The sequence below is a fragment of the Candidatus Magnetaquiglobus chichijimensis genome, from assembly GCF_045865675.1.
GTDB classification, from domain to species: Bacteria; Pseudomonadota; Magnetococcia; order Magnetococcales; family Magnetaquicoccaceae; genus Magnetaquiglobus; species Magnetaquiglobus chichijimensis.
In genome coordinates, this window is sequence record NZ_BAAFGK010000004.1 from 1,633,171 (window position 1) to 1,648,870 (window position 15,700).

The following is a 15,700-nucleotide window of genomic DNA, read 5'->3' on the forward strand; positions in this document are numbered from 1 at the left end:
AACGGACGGAGAGTTAGATATGACATCGACATTGACCATGTCGCGCAACTTGACCACCAAGTTGCTGGCGGCCATGAGCTACCTGGGCATTCTGTCTCTGGTGCCGCTTGTGGTGAACCGCGAAGACCCCTATGTGCGCTTTCATGCGCGCCAGGGGATCGTGTTGTGGATGTGGGAAGTCCTGGCCATCTACAGCCTGGTGTTCCCAGGTCTGGGACGCCTCTTCTTCGGCATTTCCAGCCTGCTGTGCTTTGTCTTTTCCTTGATCGGCCTGGTTGCCGTCTTCACCGGACGGGCCTGGAAGTTACCCCTGATCGGCAACTGGGCAGAAAACATCTGAATCAGTCATGAAGGTGGTGCAGAAAAATTCCCCGCAGAGAGACAAGGAGAGCCGTTCACGGGCTTTCCTGTCTCTTCTGCTGGCCATTCTCTTGTTGATTTTTGCATCCCAGAACATGCATTCGGTGCAGATTCGCCTGATTGTGGGACCTCCACTCGATCTGCCATTGATTCTGATCATTTCCGGGGCATTCATTGCCGGTTTTCTGCTGGCAACGGTCAATCATCTGGCTCGCAAGGTCTTGCGCATCCGACGCAGGAATGAGGAACCATGAATTATCCGCAATGCCTGATCTGTCACAAAACCGTGGGTTGGACAGGTCTGGTCGTCAACATCGGCTTATCCCTGCTCAAGCTGTTTGTCGGTTTCATTTCCGGCTCGCAAGCGTTGATGATCGACGCGCTCTATTCGGCGAAGGATGTTCTGACCTCTTTTCTCATTCTGCTCGGCCTGAAATACTCGAAAAAACCCATCGACGAGGAGCATCAATTCGGTCACGGCAAGGCGGAATTCCTGTTCTCGCTGGTCGTCGGCCTGTCGATGATCGTCATTACCGGGATGTTCATCTATTTCGAGGCGGATAAACTGCTGTCGGGTGCCATGATGCAGCACAAGGCCCCGCACATGATCGCCCTGTGGACCTCGCTGTTCGTGGTCGGTGCCAACCTCTACATGTGGTACTACACCCGCTGCGTGGCCCAACAGGTCAACAGTCCCATTGTCGCCATTCTGTCGGATCATCAGAAATCGGATGCCATCTCCTCCATGGCCGTGGCCCTGGGCATCATCGGCTCGCATTATCTGAACATGCCTTGGCTCGATACCCTGGTGGCGGTAGGCGAGTGTCTGGACCTGTTTCACCTGGGGGTGAAAATCTCCTGGGAGGCTTTGCAAGGTTTGATGGATGTCTCCGCACCCCAGGAGACCATCCACAAGGTCAAGGAGTTGACCCGCACCATACCCGGCGTGACGAGCGTCGAGAGCGTGCTGACCCGTCGCGTGGGACAGGATATCTGGGTGACGCTGGTGATCGGCGTGGATCCGGAAATCACCATCGAGCGGGGCAAGGAGATCAGTCTGTGGGTGGAAGAGCGGCTGGTCGAGGGGATTCCGCATCTGGGTGAGGTGAGCGTGCATTTCAAATCCGCCAGCGGCTCACTGCCCGAATTGCAAATGATGGAAAACGAACTTGCCGAAATGCGCCAGCGATTCGCCCGGCGCATTGAGACGGACTCTCCTGACCTTGGAGTGGTCTGATCCATGGAGAATTTTCGGATTGTCATGATGCTGTCGTTGTTCGTGGCGATCTTCATCCTGGTACAGACCGACCGGGTGGAGCGCGGTATCGCCATGCTTGGCGGAGCCGTGCTGTTCCTGCTGCTCGGGTGGCTGTTCGATTTCTATATCCTGCAAGAGGCCTATGAGGCGATCTATTTCGACAGTCTGGCGCTGCTGTTCGGCATGTCGTTGATCTCGAACGTACTCTACCGTTCGGGCATCTTCCACCAACTGGCTTTCAAGGCCGTAGGCTACTCCCAGGGAAACCGACTGCTGATCCTCACCCTGTTGATTCTGTCCACCTACAGCGCCTCGTTGTGCTTCAACAACCTGTCGGTGATGGTGATCGTTCTGCCGTTGACGCTGGTGCTGTGTCAGTCGCTGGACATGCCGGCCGCCCCTCTGGTGGCCGCGGAACTGATCGCCTCCAACCTGGGTGGCGCCTCCACTTTGGTGGGCGACTTTCCCAACATGATCATCGGCTCGGTGGCGCGTCTGCACTTCGATGACTTCATTGCCGGCATGATGGTCCCCTGCCTGGGCCTGCTCGCTCTGTTGCTGCTGAAGTTTCAAAAGCATGCCGAGGGTCCGGCCTCGGTGCGCCTGGACATGGATGCGATTCACACGTCACTCGCCCAACTCTCCCCCAACCATGCGGGATCCGGCCGCATTGATGTGGATCGGCAACTCTTCAAAGTGGGCGGATGGGCGTTCGTGCTCTCGCTGATCGGCTTTTTTCTCGCCAAGCCTTTGGGAATCCTGCCGGCGATGATCTCCCTGCTCGCCGGGGTGGGCATGCTGCTGTGGGGACGCATCCCGCGTCGTGATCTGTTTGATGCGATGAGCGGCGGCGATCTGCTGTTCTTTCTTGGACTGTTCGTGATGGTGGGCGGCCTGCAGGCCGCCGGCGTGCTGGAGTTGTTCCGCGTGGTCATCGAGACGCTGGGCGGGGGGCAAAGCACCACAACCCTGGTGGCAGTGATGTGGCTGGCCGGAGTCGTCACCCCGCTGTTCAACGCCGGCCCCTCCACCGCCCTGCTGATTCCGGTGGTCAAGAGCATGAGCGGCGAGATGCCGGGCGATGCCATCTGGTGGGCGCTGTCGCTGGGCGTACTGGCCGGCTCTTCGGCCACCCTGTCCGGTGCGACCGCCGGACCGGTGGTTGCCAGCACCATGGCGCGTTATGCCCGTGAGATGCCCGAAGATCATCCTTTGACAGGTAAACTATTGGATTTTTACGGCTATTTGCAATGGGGCATCCCGATTGCCCTGCTGTTTTTGATGTGCTCCACCCTCTACATCACGGCGATTGCGCCATGAACGGGGTGATTGGAATCGGCGTGAACTCCGGTTCCAGGCCACGAATCGTTTATCAGGAAGCACGATGAGACCGTACAGGCATCTGTCCAAATTTCCGCCCTTTTGTCGTCAATCATGGCGCGTTCCCGCCATGGTGCTGATCGTGCTGTTTTTCGGCACCTTCGCCTGGGGGATTCACCTGGTCAGGGATCATGCCGATCAGTTGGGTATGGGCATGGGCATGCTCACCCTGACGCAAAATTCCGCAGCCGATGCCAGCGTCCAAAGCGTGGCCATGACCCAGCCGGTGGCGCAGACCATCAATCCGATCCGTGTGGCCATGGTGAACATCGCCGGCATCCGCAAACCGGCCAATGGTCAGGAAGGCAACTACATCAGCACCGGTTCGGGGGTACTCATCAACCCGAAAGGGTATGTCATCACCGCGCAGCATCTGTTGCAGGATCTGGCAGAGATTCAGGTGCGGGTGCAGACCCCTTACGGCCCACGACAATATCCGGCCAAAACGGTCAAGGTGCTGCCGCAACACGATCTGGCGCTGATCAAAATCGTTTCCCAGGACATTTTTCCTTATCTCGCCCTGGAACAGACCCCGGTCTTGAAGGTGGGCGATCCGGTCCAGGCGTGGGGCGATCCGGTGGGTACCGAGGCGGTTCAGCGCGTCGGCACCGTGGTCAAAATGGACCTGACCGAACCGGTGCAGATCAAGGATATGCAGCTGACCCACCTGATGCTCACCGATGCCGTCTACAACTGGGCGCAGAACGGTGGCCCGCTGGTGAATGGCAGTGGCTATCTGGTGGGGATCAATCTGGCGGTCGAGGATGCGAATGGCCAGATCTTCGGCTATGCGATTCCCACCACGGTCCTGGTGACCCACTTCCAGGAGGTGGTGACCTTTGTCCACAAAAGCTCGCCGGCAAGCGTACCGTCGGTCGCGACCGACCCCGCCTTCGCGACGCCAAGCGCCATGACCCCACCCCCTGCCCCGCCCCAGTCGACGCGCGCGCCACGCACCGCCGACCTGTGGTGGCAGAAAGTCCAGGGGTTGCTGGGCATCAGTCTGGGCAAGCATGTCGCCCTGAATTCGCCTGGCGATCCGGTGGGCGCGGTGCGTGATCCGGTTCATGAAACCAAACTGCTGATCCTGGGATACACCCCGGGGAACTTCCTGGGATTGCTGCTGCTCGGCTTCATCTCCGGGATCAGCGGCGGCATGATGACCATGGGCGGCGGGATCATCAAAGTGACCGGGTTGATGTGGTTCTTTGGATACGGGTTGCTGCTGGTCAGACCGGTGGCCTACCTCACCAACATCTTCATGTACGGCGCGGCGATGCTGCGCTATCAGCGGCAGGGGCTTTTGAAATTCGATCAATGCCGTCCGTTGATCCCCTGGGCCATGGCCGGCATGGTGCTCGGCTATTTCATCGGCAATGTCATGAGCAAAACCGCCATCCAGTGGTTGCTCGGGGTGTTCGCCTTGCTGCTGGGCATCAAAATGCTCGTCGAGATCACCGAAAGTCGCGTCGGCACCAAAGGCAAAGCAGGGGATACGATGGACGATGAGATGCGCTCCACCCCCAAGGAGTCTCCCTGGCTGGTGTGGATGCAAAAATATTTCGGCAGTCGCGTGGATGACAACCTGCCACCGCCGGATTGGGCCAACGCCAAATCCAGACATGGGATGCTTGGTCTGCCGATGGGCATCATCAGTGGCATCCTGGGCATCACCGGTGGGGTGATCGAGGTACCGCTGCAACGCTATATCGCGCGCATGCCGCTGCGCACCGCCATCGCCAACAGCGCCACGCTGGTCTTCTTTGCCTCCATCGTCGGCTCGATAGTCGCCCTGTGGCACGGGGTGACCACAGGCTCGTTCGAGATCCAGACCCCGGTGGTGATGGCCTTGATTCTTACCCCCGGCGCTTTTCTCGGCGGGCTGGTGGGGGCATGGTTGACCTCGGTCATCCCCTTGAACGTGCTGCGCTGGATCTATGCGTTGCTGATGTTCATCATTGCGATAAGGATGTTCCTCTCATGAAACCGAAGCTGACTGCCGCCACGCTGGTCATGGTCGGCTTCATTCTGCTGATCGCACTGGTGGTGTTTGCCCTGCTGGCCGATCCGAAAGCCAAAGGGGGCTCCCCCGCATTGATGCAGAGCACGCCATCCACCGTTGCGCCAACAACCGGCCCGCTGGCCAACGCCGCGGCTCCAGGCATGGGTACGCCTTCGGTCACCCCGATCGTGCGACCGGCACCCTACCCCACGGCCCCAACAGTTGCGGCAACGGCCCCGTCCCAACCTATGGCAGCCTACCCCACGGCTCCATCGTTTGCCGCGCCAACCGCGTCGCCACCGCCCGCCATGAGCGCTTGGGCAACCCCAACCGCGCCCATGGCGGCCACCGCTGGAGCGGCAGGCAGCGAAACATCGCTCAAACCCTTCATCAATCCCAAGGCCAAGCTCTCCGAAGGCCACTGGAAGGGACTTGAGGCCCTGCCGTTGTCCAACGAATTGAAAAAGAAACTCAAACTCCCCATGGAACTGGAAGGTCTGCTCATCGATGAGGTGACCCTGAATTCCGCCGAAGCCGGCCTGCTGGCCGGCGACGTGCTGGTAGCGGTCAACGGCAAGCCGGTGCGCTCTCTGGAAGATCTGCTTACCGAGAGTCGCCGGGTGCAGATGGCCAAATCGGTCTCCATGCTGATCTATCGCAAAGGGAAGATGCAGCAGTTCATGCTGGTGGCCAAGAACAATCTCGGCTATGCCCAGGTGGAGACCGCCCCGATGATTCTGCCGGGTGAGGTCATGCCACACCCCTATCGCGGTCCGTGTACCCAATGTCACGCCATCGGCACCACCGGGCATATTGTCCCGGATCCGGATGGCATCATTCTGCCGCCGCCGCCGATTCGCGCGAACGCGGTTGCCCCCCACAAGGATCGGGGGCCGTGTCAGGCCTGTCACACCATCATCCGTTGAAAAAGGAAGGATTCGACCTCCATGAGCACCCGTACCCCTGTCAATATGCTGGATGAGATCAAACTGGTTTCGTATGCCTCTTTGGGGGTTCTGCAAAGACTGGCTGTCAACGCCATCGATGCCTTCAATCGCGTCTTTTCGGTGGACGAGGAGATGCGCGCCCGCTTTTATCGCGAACGCGGCGTCGATCATACCAAGCATGGACGCTTCTGGCAGGCTCTGCCCCTGCTCGAACAGGTGATCCGCCAGATCCCCAAGGATCAGGAGGCGCTGTTTCACCTGGGCTACTGTTATCTCAAGACCGACCAGACGCGCGAAGGCATTCTGGTCCTGGAAAAGGCACGGGAGATCGATCCCTCCAGTTCGCGGGTGAACTCGATCCTCGGCATGGCCTACATTCAGGCCAAAGAGTACAAAAAGGCGGTCGAAGTGTTGCAGGCCGGACTCTCCAAGACCCCGCACAACTTCAACATGCACTACCGTCTCGGTTTGGCTCTGGATCATCTCGGGGAGTACGATGCCGCCGTCGAGGCGTTCCAGAATGCCCTGTCGATTCGCCCCAACGAGATGAAGGTGTATCAATCGATCGGCTTCGTGCTGGATCAGCAGGGCAAGCATGACGAGGCTGTGGCCTTCTTCAAGAAGACCTCCGAGATCAAGGAAGGCATTCAGGACGCTTGAACCACGGTTGGATGTAACTCTTCATGGCGGACAAACACAACCCAATGGACGAGATGGATGACCTCGGGCTAGAAATGACCAGCAGCGAACGCATGCAGCGCATGCGCAAGCTGATGCGTCAGTTGTACCAGGAGGAGGTGGTGGAGAGCACCCCGGTGGTCGAACTGCCGCCGATTCGCTCCAAAACCCTGATTTTGGGATTCAGCATCGCGTCGATCCTGTTTCTGGTGGTAACGACCTTCTACAACTTCAATCGGTTCATTGCCGCCGAAGAGCAGGTGTTGTCCGCCCGCGGACACATCCATGACGCCTTGCAGCGTCGATCCAACCTGTTCGGCAACCTGGTCAATCTGACCTTGAACCATGCCATGCTGGAACAGGAGGTGTTCCGTTATGTCTCGGATGGGCGTATAGGGATGATGGGAAAAGGTTCCCCGCCTGCCGGCAAAAGCAACGGCGAGGGCGAGGGCGCCCCCATCCCCGCACCGGATGCCCCACTGCCGTCCAGTTCCACGGCGGCCGAGGCGATTGCCCGTCTCTTTGGGCTGGTGGAACAGTATCCGGACATCAAGACCTCGACCACCTATCAGCAGTTGATGGACAAGCTGGTGGATATCGAAAATCTCATCAGCCAGCGGCGCGACGAATACAACACCGATGTCAAAGCCTACAACACGCTGATCACCACCTTTCCGTGGGCGATCATGGCGCGGATTCTCGGGTTCCAGAGATATCCCTACTTCAATGCCTCACCCGGTCCGGACAACAAGAACATGGATCTGGATTCCAGAAAGTTCATGCGTCTGATTCCCGAGGGAGAGATCAGCAATTCGCATCACAAGGACACCTTGAAACCGGAGCATGGGCCGGGCGGTGCTGCGCTGACTGGCGCACCCGATCTCAACGCGGTCGCCATCGGCGTGCCCCCCCCTGCGCCACCGGCTTCACCGGGTACGGAAGGCAAACAACCCCCTCCGCCACCGGATGCATCCGGTGCGGAAGGCAAACAACCCCCTCCGCCACCGGTTTCATCCGGTGCGGAAGGCAAACACCCCCCTCCGCCGCCGACTTCACCCGGTGCGGAAGGAAACAGGTAGATTGATGACCAGGATGGGTCAGCCCACAACTGCAATTTGAGGCTCAAGCGCCGATGAAGTATCCACATTGCACTCAATGCCGTGACTACGTGACCTGGTATTCGATCTGGTTCAACGTCTTCATGGTCACCTACAAGATCATCATGTCGCTGGTGACCAACTGCGCGGCGTTGATGGCGGACGCCTTCCACTCCATGGCCGATCTGTTGGCCAGCGTCTTCACGCTGTTCAGCCTGAGACTCTCGGACCGTCCGGCGGATGAAAAGTTTGCCTACGGCTATGGCAAGATTCAGCACATCTCCTCTGGAATCGTCGGCTTGATTCTGGTGGTCGGCTCCATTTTCATCCTGGTGGATGCGTTGCTGAGCATCATCAACAACACCTTCGCCACCCCGGATCGGATGTCGCTGGTGGCGGCAGTGGTCTCCACCATCGGCAACGAGTTGATGTATCAATATCAACGCTGCGTGGCTGTGGAGAACAACAGTCCGGCGATCATGGCCAATGCCTGGGACAACCGTTCCGATGCCTTCTCTTCCGTGGGCATGGTGGTGGGTCTCTTTTTTGCCACGGTGCTGGATTTTCCGGTGGCCGACCCCCTGGCAGCCATCATCCTGTCGATTCTGGTGATCAAGATCGGCATCGAATTGATCATCGAAGCCGTGGACAACCTGATGGACGCCTCGCCGGATGTGGAAGAGCTGGAAGGAATCTACAAGATCATCCGCTCTTTTCCGCGCATCGAAGGGATCAACTATCTGCGGGCGCGCAGCCTGGGAGAGTCCCTGTACATCGAGGCCGATCTGCGGGTGGACAAGACGTTGAAGGTGTTCGAGGGCGACATGATCCTGGCCGCTTTGACGGAAAAGTTGAGTCACAACGTGGAAAACGTCGGCAGCATGCAGTTCTATCTGACCCCGGATATCCGGGAGGCGGATTGAGGGGAGTGACCCGATGAAACGAGGCATGGGTTTGGCGGAATGGATTCTGGTGGCAGGGGCGTTCCTGATGCTGCTGATCGTGGTGATCGCCTTGCTGCCGGAGCGCTTGTGGGAGCGCAAGCCGCCGCAAACGAACCTGGCGAACGGTCAGGTTGGCACCAATGCCCTGCTCCGTCCAGAGGATCAGCTGGGGCTTAGGATGATTCCCGTGGCCGCACCGCGCAATCCGCCGGATGGGGGGACCGGGGCCGCCGGACTGACCCAACTGCAACAGGCGCCCACGGTGACCTTCAGCGGCACGGTGCAACAGGTCTCCGAGCAACCGCAAAGCGATGGCCAGTTGCATCTGTGGATCACCGCGGCCAATGGCACGGAGTCGCGCATCTCGGTGGGACCGGGCTGGTTCTTGAAATATCTGGGCTGTCCGCTGGCGCATGATGTCGCGGTGGATGGCTCGGGCTTCTCTTACGAAAAGGGTGGCGCGCGTCCGTTGATCTACGCCAAACGCATCCGCATCAATGGCAAGGTCTGTCAGTTGCGCAACGACGAGGGTTTTGCCCTCTGGTCCAACAAGCTGCGTTGACGGGTGCCATGAGCGGTCTCTCCATCGACTCTGCGATGTCCAAAACGCTTGCAGCGGTGATCGTGCTGATCATCGTGGCAGGATTGAGCGTCTGGGCGTTCTGGGGCAAGGACAAGCAAGCTCCTGCCGCGATGTTTGCCGAAGAGGCGACCGGTCAGGTGCAGGGAGAGGTGTTCGGCTCCATTCCCAAGCCGACACAACCCTCGTTGAAGGAACCGGTGCTGCAACTGGTGAACCCGCCCTCCAACTCCTTGAAACGCATGCTGGTCAAACGCATCCCAACCATCAATCCGGGTGCGAGCATGCCGCATCCGACCTGGGGCCCCTGCACCAACTGCCATCTGATCCGTGGCGGAGCCCCGGCCGGCAGTCAGCCGGCCACCCCGGTTGCCAAGGTGTGGGAGCAGGTTTCGGCCTACTACAAGGTTGGGCCACCGATTATGCCGAACTCGACCCGACCGCATCCTCCTTCGGGGCGATGCATCAAGTGTCATGACATTTTGGTCTACGTACAAACCAAATAATGCCTTTAAGGAGCGATCGTTATGGCTCACAGCGATGTTTCCGACGATGCCGGTCTGCTAAATCGCATCACCCTTCTGGAAGATCTGTTGAAGAAGGTGGTAGAGGTACATCTCTCCACGGCGGTCCATGTCAAAAGTCTGGACGAGAAACTCGGTCGCATCGAGATCACTTCCGACACGATCACCAACTTTCTGCGCCGCATGGATGCTGAATCCGCCGAGGGATTCACCCCGGGAGAGGGGCGGGTCAGCCCCGAACTTGCCCAGGAGTTGGTCGAGATGCGCAAGGAGGTGGCCGAATTGAAAGCCACCCTGCAACAGATTGCCGAGCGTCCGGACAGCCTGCATCTGACCGCCACCTCGCCGGTCGCCGAGCAGCTCGATCTGTTGTCCCAGGTGCCGGATCTGTTCGACAAGGTGCAGAGTCAGCAGAGCACCATTCTCCAGACCCTGGAAAAACGCATTGACCCGCGTTTGATGATCTATTTGAAACCTCTGATCGAGATGCTCGAAGAGGAGGGTCGTCAGGCCGAAGAGATGAAGAACAACGCCTTGAAAGAGCTGAACGAACTTCTGACCGGCCAGCGTACCGGCACCGACCGGGAGATCGCCGGCATGCTGGAGAATGTCAGCGGCGAGATGGAGAAGTGTCAAGCGGCCTTCGAGCGCACCCAGCAGGCGTTGCAGATCGTGGTGACGCCGTTCCAGAACGTCGGGCGTCTGTTCCGCAACAATCTGGAGATCATCGTGCAGGCGCATGACATGATGGCGCAACTGCATGAAGACTTCCCCAACTTCTTAGAAGAGATGCGCCGCATGCAGCTGTCGCATGCCCAGAAGATGGAGCGTCTGCGTCAGGAGGAGTTGATGAAGCATATGGCCTATCAGGAACAGCTCAAAATGTTGGGGGTTGACGCATCGCAAGGATGAAGTTTGGTTGCACAGGCGACTCGAAGGCGTCATGAGATCAAGCGAGGGAGGCGGATATGTTGCAATTGATTCCTTATGGCGTGGCCGCACTGTTAGGTGGCATGCTCGGCAAGAAGTTGGGCCCGGCCATCTTGAGCGAGCAGATGGGCGACCGTCCCAAAGACGCGTTGGTCGAACGGACCCCGACCTCCCTGATCGAGATTGTCGGTGAGCGGCTGATTCAGGAAGAGTCGATCATTCTGGCCACCGAGGATGTGCCGCTGGACAACCGCCACGGCAACAAGGCGCTGACCAGCGAGCACGAGTTCGTGCGCACCGCAGAGATCAGCTTTGCCGTCGAGCGCAGCCTGGAGCGGGGCAATCAGGTGCGCTCCTCCGTGCTGCGCCTGGTGGATGGTCTGGTGGAAAAGGAGCTGAAAAAGGCTCTGCACATCGAATTCGGCACCCAGGTGACCCGCCGGGTCAAGATCCACTTTTCCACCGAACCAGGCCAGATGGTGCGCTATCGTCTGGTGTGGAAGCAGACCTCACGGCGCGGGATCTACTATGTCAACGTCGGCACCGACCGGCATGTCATCCCTTATGTCGTGACCTTTGGCCTGTTCCACTCGGTCGAGAGTCTCGGGGAAGGCGACCATGCGCCGGCCTGAATCCAGCACCCTCATCCTGACAGAATCGCGTCCGGATGAGCCGGATTCGCTCAACCACGAGGTATGCGCCCGATTTTCCGAATTTCTGTTCGAAATCGGGATGCATCCGCTGATCATTTTCGCCTGCGATGGTTCAATCATCCATTTCAACCATGAGGCGGAGTTGCTGTTCGTCACCACGGCCCGCAACCAGATCGGTCACAACATCGTCCATCTGATCGCCGAGAAGGATCGTCCGGCCTTTCAGGAGGCGATGCGGAGTGTTTACCATCAGGCCAGCGTTATCCCGACGCACAAGAGTGTCAAAAAGATCCGCACCACCGGGCAGGACTCACAGGAGAACGCCCTGGACCTGGAAGTGAGTCTGATGAGCCTTGTCATGGGTTCGCAAGGATTCCTGGCCGCCTCGCTGACCAATCTTTCTGATCTGAAAGACTTCTACAAAGTCCTGTCAGACAGCCTCTCCCTGGCGGAAGAGCGGCTCACCTGGGAACAACAGGAGTTGGAACTGGTCAAGCGGACCGCGAGCAATGCCATCATCTCCCTGCACACCCAGCAGACCATCAACAAGTTGCTGCACATCTCGCTGGAGTCGGGTCAGTTGCACGAAAAGCTGCAGCGGGCACTCGATGTGATCAGCCGCTTGTCGCTGATCACCTCCCTGGAAAACAATATGGCGCTCTATCTGTTCGATGAGCCCACATCCCGTTTCAACCTGGTGGCCACGCTCCCTCAAAAAAAACACCTGCTTGAGGTGTGGTCCTGTCCCAACGCCTCGGTAGATTGCACCACCTGCCTGATCTCGCCGCAGGGATTCAATATGGAGTTGAGTGTGTGCGGCGGGGATCTGCAAGGCAAGATCGACTTTTGCCAACCCCTCCACTCGGACACCCAACTGCTCGGGGCGATGCGGCTGATCGTCTCGGAAAACGACATGTTCTCTGTGTTTGAACATTCGATTTTTGCCCCCATCGGCCAGGTGTTGTCCTACATCATCATCCGCGCCCGCATCGATCAGGCGTTGCAGGAGTCGCAGGAGCGGGCCGAGGCGGCCAGTCGGGCGAAAAGTGAATTCCTGGCCAACATGAGCCACGAAATCCGCAGTCCCCTCAACGCGATCATCGGCATGACCGATCTGGTGTTGAGCACCCCACTCTCGCGCGAGGAGATGCTCGGCAACCTGGAGATCGTGCGCTCCTCGTCGCACGCCCTGCTGGATCTGATCAACGGCATTCTCGATCTCTCCAAGATCGAGGCTGGACATTTCCAGTTGGAGTCGGTCCCCTTCGACCTGCTGGGTCAACTGGAAAAAACGTGCGAGATGCTGGCGATCAAGGCGCATCAAAAGGGGTTGAGCCTTTACACCCGCATTCCCCCGGATCTGCCGCGCTCCCTGACCGGCGATCCCCTGCGTTTGAAACAGATCATCATCAACCTGATCAACAACGCCATCAAGTTCACCAGTGCCGGGGAGATCGTGCTGACGGTCGAACCGGTCCCGGGGCACGATTCAACCGACGAGCAGCAACGGCAACTGCATTTTTCCGTCAGCGATACCGGGATCGGCATCCCCGAAAAGATGCAACGGAAGATCTTTCAGAGTTTTGTCCAGGCCGATGGTTCGATTGCCCGTAAATTCGGCGGAACCGGACTGGGATTGACCATCTCGCGCCATCTGGTGGAAATGATGGGCGGCGACCTGCTGGTAGAAAGCCAGGAGGGTCATGGCAGTCGTTTTCATTTCACCATTCCATTTGGCTCGGTCCAGAACACCGCTCCGCTTGAATCCTGGATGAAGCAGCGGCGTGACACGCCAGGAGACACCCCTCCTCACCCGCTTGCCGGAAAAGCTATTCTGCTGGCAGATACCCACCCGACAGGCGCGGAGATCGTCGGCCAACTGCTACGCTTCCACGGTGCTCAGGTCACCACCGTCGAGAGTCGTGAAGCCTTCGAGGCGGCTCTGGAGCAACCGCGCCCCACGCCCTTCGATCTGCTGCTAGTCGATGAGACAATCGTGCCGGGATGCGACTGTCTGGCACGCCCCCCTTATGAGTACTACCAGGCCCGCATCATCGTGATGATTTCCGCGCACCTGACCTCCAAAAATTTTACGCTGGACGGGGTGTCGCAGAAGGTGATGATCCTCAAGAAACCGATCCGCCAGTTCTTTCTGCTCAAAAAAATTCAACGGCTTCTCAACCCCGCCACGGACGCCAACCCGGAAGAAGAGTCCTATGCCAGCACGGCCATGCTGCCCAAGGCCAGCCAACCTCTGGAGATTCTCCTGGTCGAGGATCTGCCCGCCAACCAGAAACTCGCCCAGGATATTCTCACCATTCAGGGACACCGGGTGACGCTCGCCAACAACGGTGTCGAAGCTCTGGAGATCCTCAAACAGGGCGCGCATGTGGACCTGATCCTCATGGATCTGCAAATGCCGATCATGGATGGCTTCGAGACCACGCGCCGCATCCGCCAGGGCGATCCGTCCGAAGTCGGCAACCCCCAGGTGCCGATCGTCGCGGTTTCCGCCATGGTGATGATGAACGAAAAGCTCAAGTGCTATGAGATCGGCATGAACGGCTTTCTGCTCAAACCCTATCAGACGCACGAACTGGTGGAAGCGGTTTCCGGATATGCCAAAATCCGCAAACAGGCCACACGCAAGCCCGCGACCGGTGAGATCGTCCTGAGTACCGTAGAGACCGACGAGGAGACGCTGCGGCGCTTCAAACAGAACTTCGTCGTCGAGGTTGCCGATCATCTGCGCCAGTTGAATCAATCGCTGCTGCGCAGTGATCTGGGCAGCGTGGTCCGGGAGGGCAACTGGTTGCGCACCATGGCTGGTCATATCGGTGCCAACCGCCTGGCCTCGCACGCGATCCGCTTGACCGGCCAGGCGGAAATGGAGGCATGGGAAGATGCCCTGACCATGATTCCGAACCTGGAACAGTATGTGGAAGCCCTGGTTCAACGCCTAACCCAAGAGGGAGTCGCATGAAAATCCTGATTGCCGATGACGAGTTGAACAACCGCAAACTGCTGCGCGACTATCTGAAGAGTCTCGCCCATTGCGACATGGTGAGCGACGGCAAGGCGGCCCTGGAACTGTTCACCGCCGACATGGAAGATGGCGAACCGTATGACCTGGTGTTGCTGGATATCATGATGCCGGTGATGGATGGCCAAAAGGCCCTGGCACGCATTCGCGCCACGGAAAAACGCTTCTCCGAAGGCAAGCAGGGGTACAAGGAGATCCCGATCATCATGGTGACCGGCATGGACTCCTCGTTGCAGGCGATGCAGGCCTATTTCAAGGGTGGCTGTTCCGACTATCTCACCAAACCGGTCACCCGTCAGGCACTGCTGGAAAAACTCCGCAAGTTCAATCTGATTCCCGAAGACGAAGACGAAGGGGAGGATTGACCATGTCCGCCTCGATGCACGCCAGAAGAAAACTGAACCGGGTCTTCAGTGGGCAACCCATGGAACTGGATGGCGTGCCGGGAAACGCCCTGGATATCAACGAGATCGCGGTGTTTCTGGTCTTTCCCACCCGGCAGTCGTTCGAGGTGGGTCACAAGGGGGTGTTGCGATTCACCTTTGAGCAGCAAAACATCGAAGAGCGGGTGTCGGTGGCGCGCGTCACCCCTTCGGGGGTCTCCCTGGTCTCCCTGGAGACGCCAAGCAACTTGAGCAAACTGTGCGCCTCCTCGCGCAGCGGCGTCAAATATGTGCAGCACACCGAGGAAGAGAGCACCATCTGGTTGCGCGGCGAGTTGTCGGCCGACTTCTGGGATGCCTTCAACCAGCTCTATCGGGAACGTCCGCCACGCTGGCGTTACCGGCTCGATTTTCAGAATGTCACCGGAGTCACCCCTTCCGGACTGGCCATGCTGCTCGATCTCGAAGCCCACAATCAGGGCGAAGCGGATGACATCGTCATTTTCAATTGCCGCAAAGAGATGCTGGATGCCCTCGCGCTGCTCAACGTCCCAGGCATCGGCATCACCCTGGTCGGCGATGAGGAGCAGAACGATGATGCCCATCGGTTTCATGTGGAGACGATCCGCGAGATGGGCAAGCCGACACTCATCAAAATCCGCGTGGCGCGGATGTTCGATTACAACTGCCGCAACGATTTTTCCAAGATCTACCGCTATCGCGGGCGCAACACCCAGTACATCCTGGATTTCCAGGAGACGATCCACATCGGCAAGGCCGCCTTCGGCACCATGCTGATGTTGAACCAGCATAACCGCGAGAAAAACGGCGACCCGATCCGCATGATCAACTGCAGTACACACATCCGGAATCTGCTGCATCAGATGAAATTTGAAAACTTTTTCACAATCGAATAGTCCG

At 58.6% G+C, this 15,700-nt stretch carries 16 protein-coding genes; all 16 read left to right on the plus strand.

Annotated elements, in window-relative coordinates:
• Positions 1–19: 19 nt before the first annotated feature.
• On the plus strand, positions 20–340 hold the full coding sequence (locus ACOY6C_RS11165; RefSeq protein ID WP_420905556.1) for a DUF4870 domain-containing protein: 321 nt from the start codon (positions 20–22) through the stop codon (positions 338–340).
• Positions 341–347: 7 nt separating this feature from the next.
• Positions 348–614 (plus strand): LapA family protein, encoded by a 267-nt coding sequence (locus ACOY6C_RS11170; RefSeq protein WP_420905557.1) that lies wholly within the window; start codon positions 348–350, stop codon positions 612–614.
• Positions 611–1,597, plus strand: a complete 987-nt coding sequence (gene mamM / locus ACOY6C_RS11175; protein ID WP_420905558.1) for a magnetosome biogenesis CDF transporter MamM — start codon at positions 611–613, stop codon at positions 1,595–1,597. The genes ACOY6C_RS11170 and mamM overlap by 4 nt, the downstream gene beginning before the upstream one ends.
• A gap of 3 nt (positions 1,598–1,600) precedes the next feature.
• Positions 1,601–2,938: a magnetosome biogenesis transporter MamN gene (gene mamN, locus ACOY6C_RS11180; protein ID WP_420905559.1), complete on the plus strand. Its 1,338-nt coding sequence runs from the start codon at positions 1,601–1,603 to the stop codon at positions 2,936–2,938.
• 130 nt (positions 2,939–3,068) lie between these two features.
• Positions 3,069–4,982: a TSUP family transporter gene (locus tag ACOY6C_RS11185; protein WP_420905560.1), complete on the plus strand. Its 1,914-nt coding sequence runs from the start codon at positions 3,069–3,071 to the stop codon at positions 4,980–4,982.
• The gene (gene mamP, locus ACOY6C_RS11190; RefSeq protein WP_420905561.1) at positions 4,979–5,926 is read left to right on the plus strand and encodes a magnetosome magnetite formation protein MamP; all 948 of its coding nucleotides are present in this window, start codon (positions 4,979–4,981) and stop codon (positions 5,924–5,926) included. Before ACOY6C_RS11185 ends, mamP begins: the two co-directional genes overlap by 4 nt.
• Before the next feature lie 21 nt (positions 5,927–5,947).
• The gene (gene mamA / locus ACOY6C_RS11195) at positions 5,948–6,607 is read left to right on the plus strand and encodes a magnetosome protein MamA (RefSeq protein WP_420905562.1); all 660 of its coding nucleotides are present in this window, start codon (positions 5,948–5,950) and stop codon (positions 6,605–6,607) included.
• Between the two features lie 23 nt (positions 6,608–6,630).
• On the plus strand, positions 6,631–7,704 hold the full coding sequence (locus ACOY6C_RS11200; protein WP_420905563.1) for a LemA family protein: 1,074 nt from the start codon (positions 6,631–6,633) through the stop codon (positions 7,702–7,704).
• Between the two features lie 53 nt (positions 7,705–7,757).
• A complete protein-coding gene (gene mamB / locus ACOY6C_RS11205) occupies positions 7,758–8,645 on the plus strand; it encodes a magnetosome biogenesis CDF transporter MamB (protein WP_420905564.1) in 888 nt (295 codons plus the stop codon).
• Between the two features lie 13 nt (positions 8,646–8,658).
• Positions 8,659–9,228, plus strand: coding sequence for a MamS/MamX family magnetosome protein (locus tag ACOY6C_RS11210; protein WP_420905565.1), 570 nt, complete (start codon positions 8,659–8,661; stop codon positions 9,226–9,228).
• Between the two features lie 8 nt (positions 9,229–9,236).
• A complete protein-coding gene (mamT, locus tag ACOY6C_RS11215; protein ID WP_420905566.1) occupies positions 9,237–9,752 on the plus strand; it encodes a magnetosome protein MamT in 516 nt (171 codons plus the stop codon).
• A gap of 21 nt (positions 9,753–9,773) precedes the next feature.
• The gene (locus tag ACOY6C_RS11220) at positions 9,774–10,682 is read left to right on the plus strand and encodes a hypothetical protein (RefSeq protein WP_420905567.1); all 909 of its coding nucleotides are present in this window, start codon (positions 9,774–9,776) and stop codon (positions 10,680–10,682) included.
• Positions 10,683–10,738: 56 nt separating this feature from the next.
• Positions 10,739–11,332 (plus strand): hypothetical protein, encoded by a 594-nt coding sequence (locus ACOY6C_RS11225; protein ID WP_420905568.1) that lies wholly within the window; start codon positions 10,739–10,741, stop codon positions 11,330–11,332.
• Positions 11,319–14,336, plus strand: a complete 3,018-nt coding sequence (locus ACOY6C_RS11230; protein ID WP_420905569.1) for a response regulator — start codon at positions 11,319–11,321, stop codon at positions 14,334–14,336. The genes ACOY6C_RS11225 and ACOY6C_RS11230 overlap by 14 nt, the downstream gene beginning before the upstream one ends.
• A complete protein-coding gene (locus tag ACOY6C_RS11235; RefSeq protein WP_420905570.1) occupies positions 14,333–14,761 on the plus strand; it encodes a response regulator in 429 nt (142 codons plus the stop codon). The genes ACOY6C_RS11230 and ACOY6C_RS11235 overlap by 4 nt, the downstream gene beginning before the upstream one ends.
• 2 nt (positions 14,762–14,763) lie before the next feature.
• Positions 14,764–15,696 carry an STAS domain-containing protein gene (locus ACOY6C_RS11240; RefSeq protein ID WP_420905571.1) on the plus strand — a complete coding sequence of 311 codons (933 nt, stop codon included), beginning with the start codon at positions 14,764–14,766 and terminating at the stop codon, positions 15,694–15,696.
• Positions 15,697–15,700: the final 4 nt, after the last annotated feature.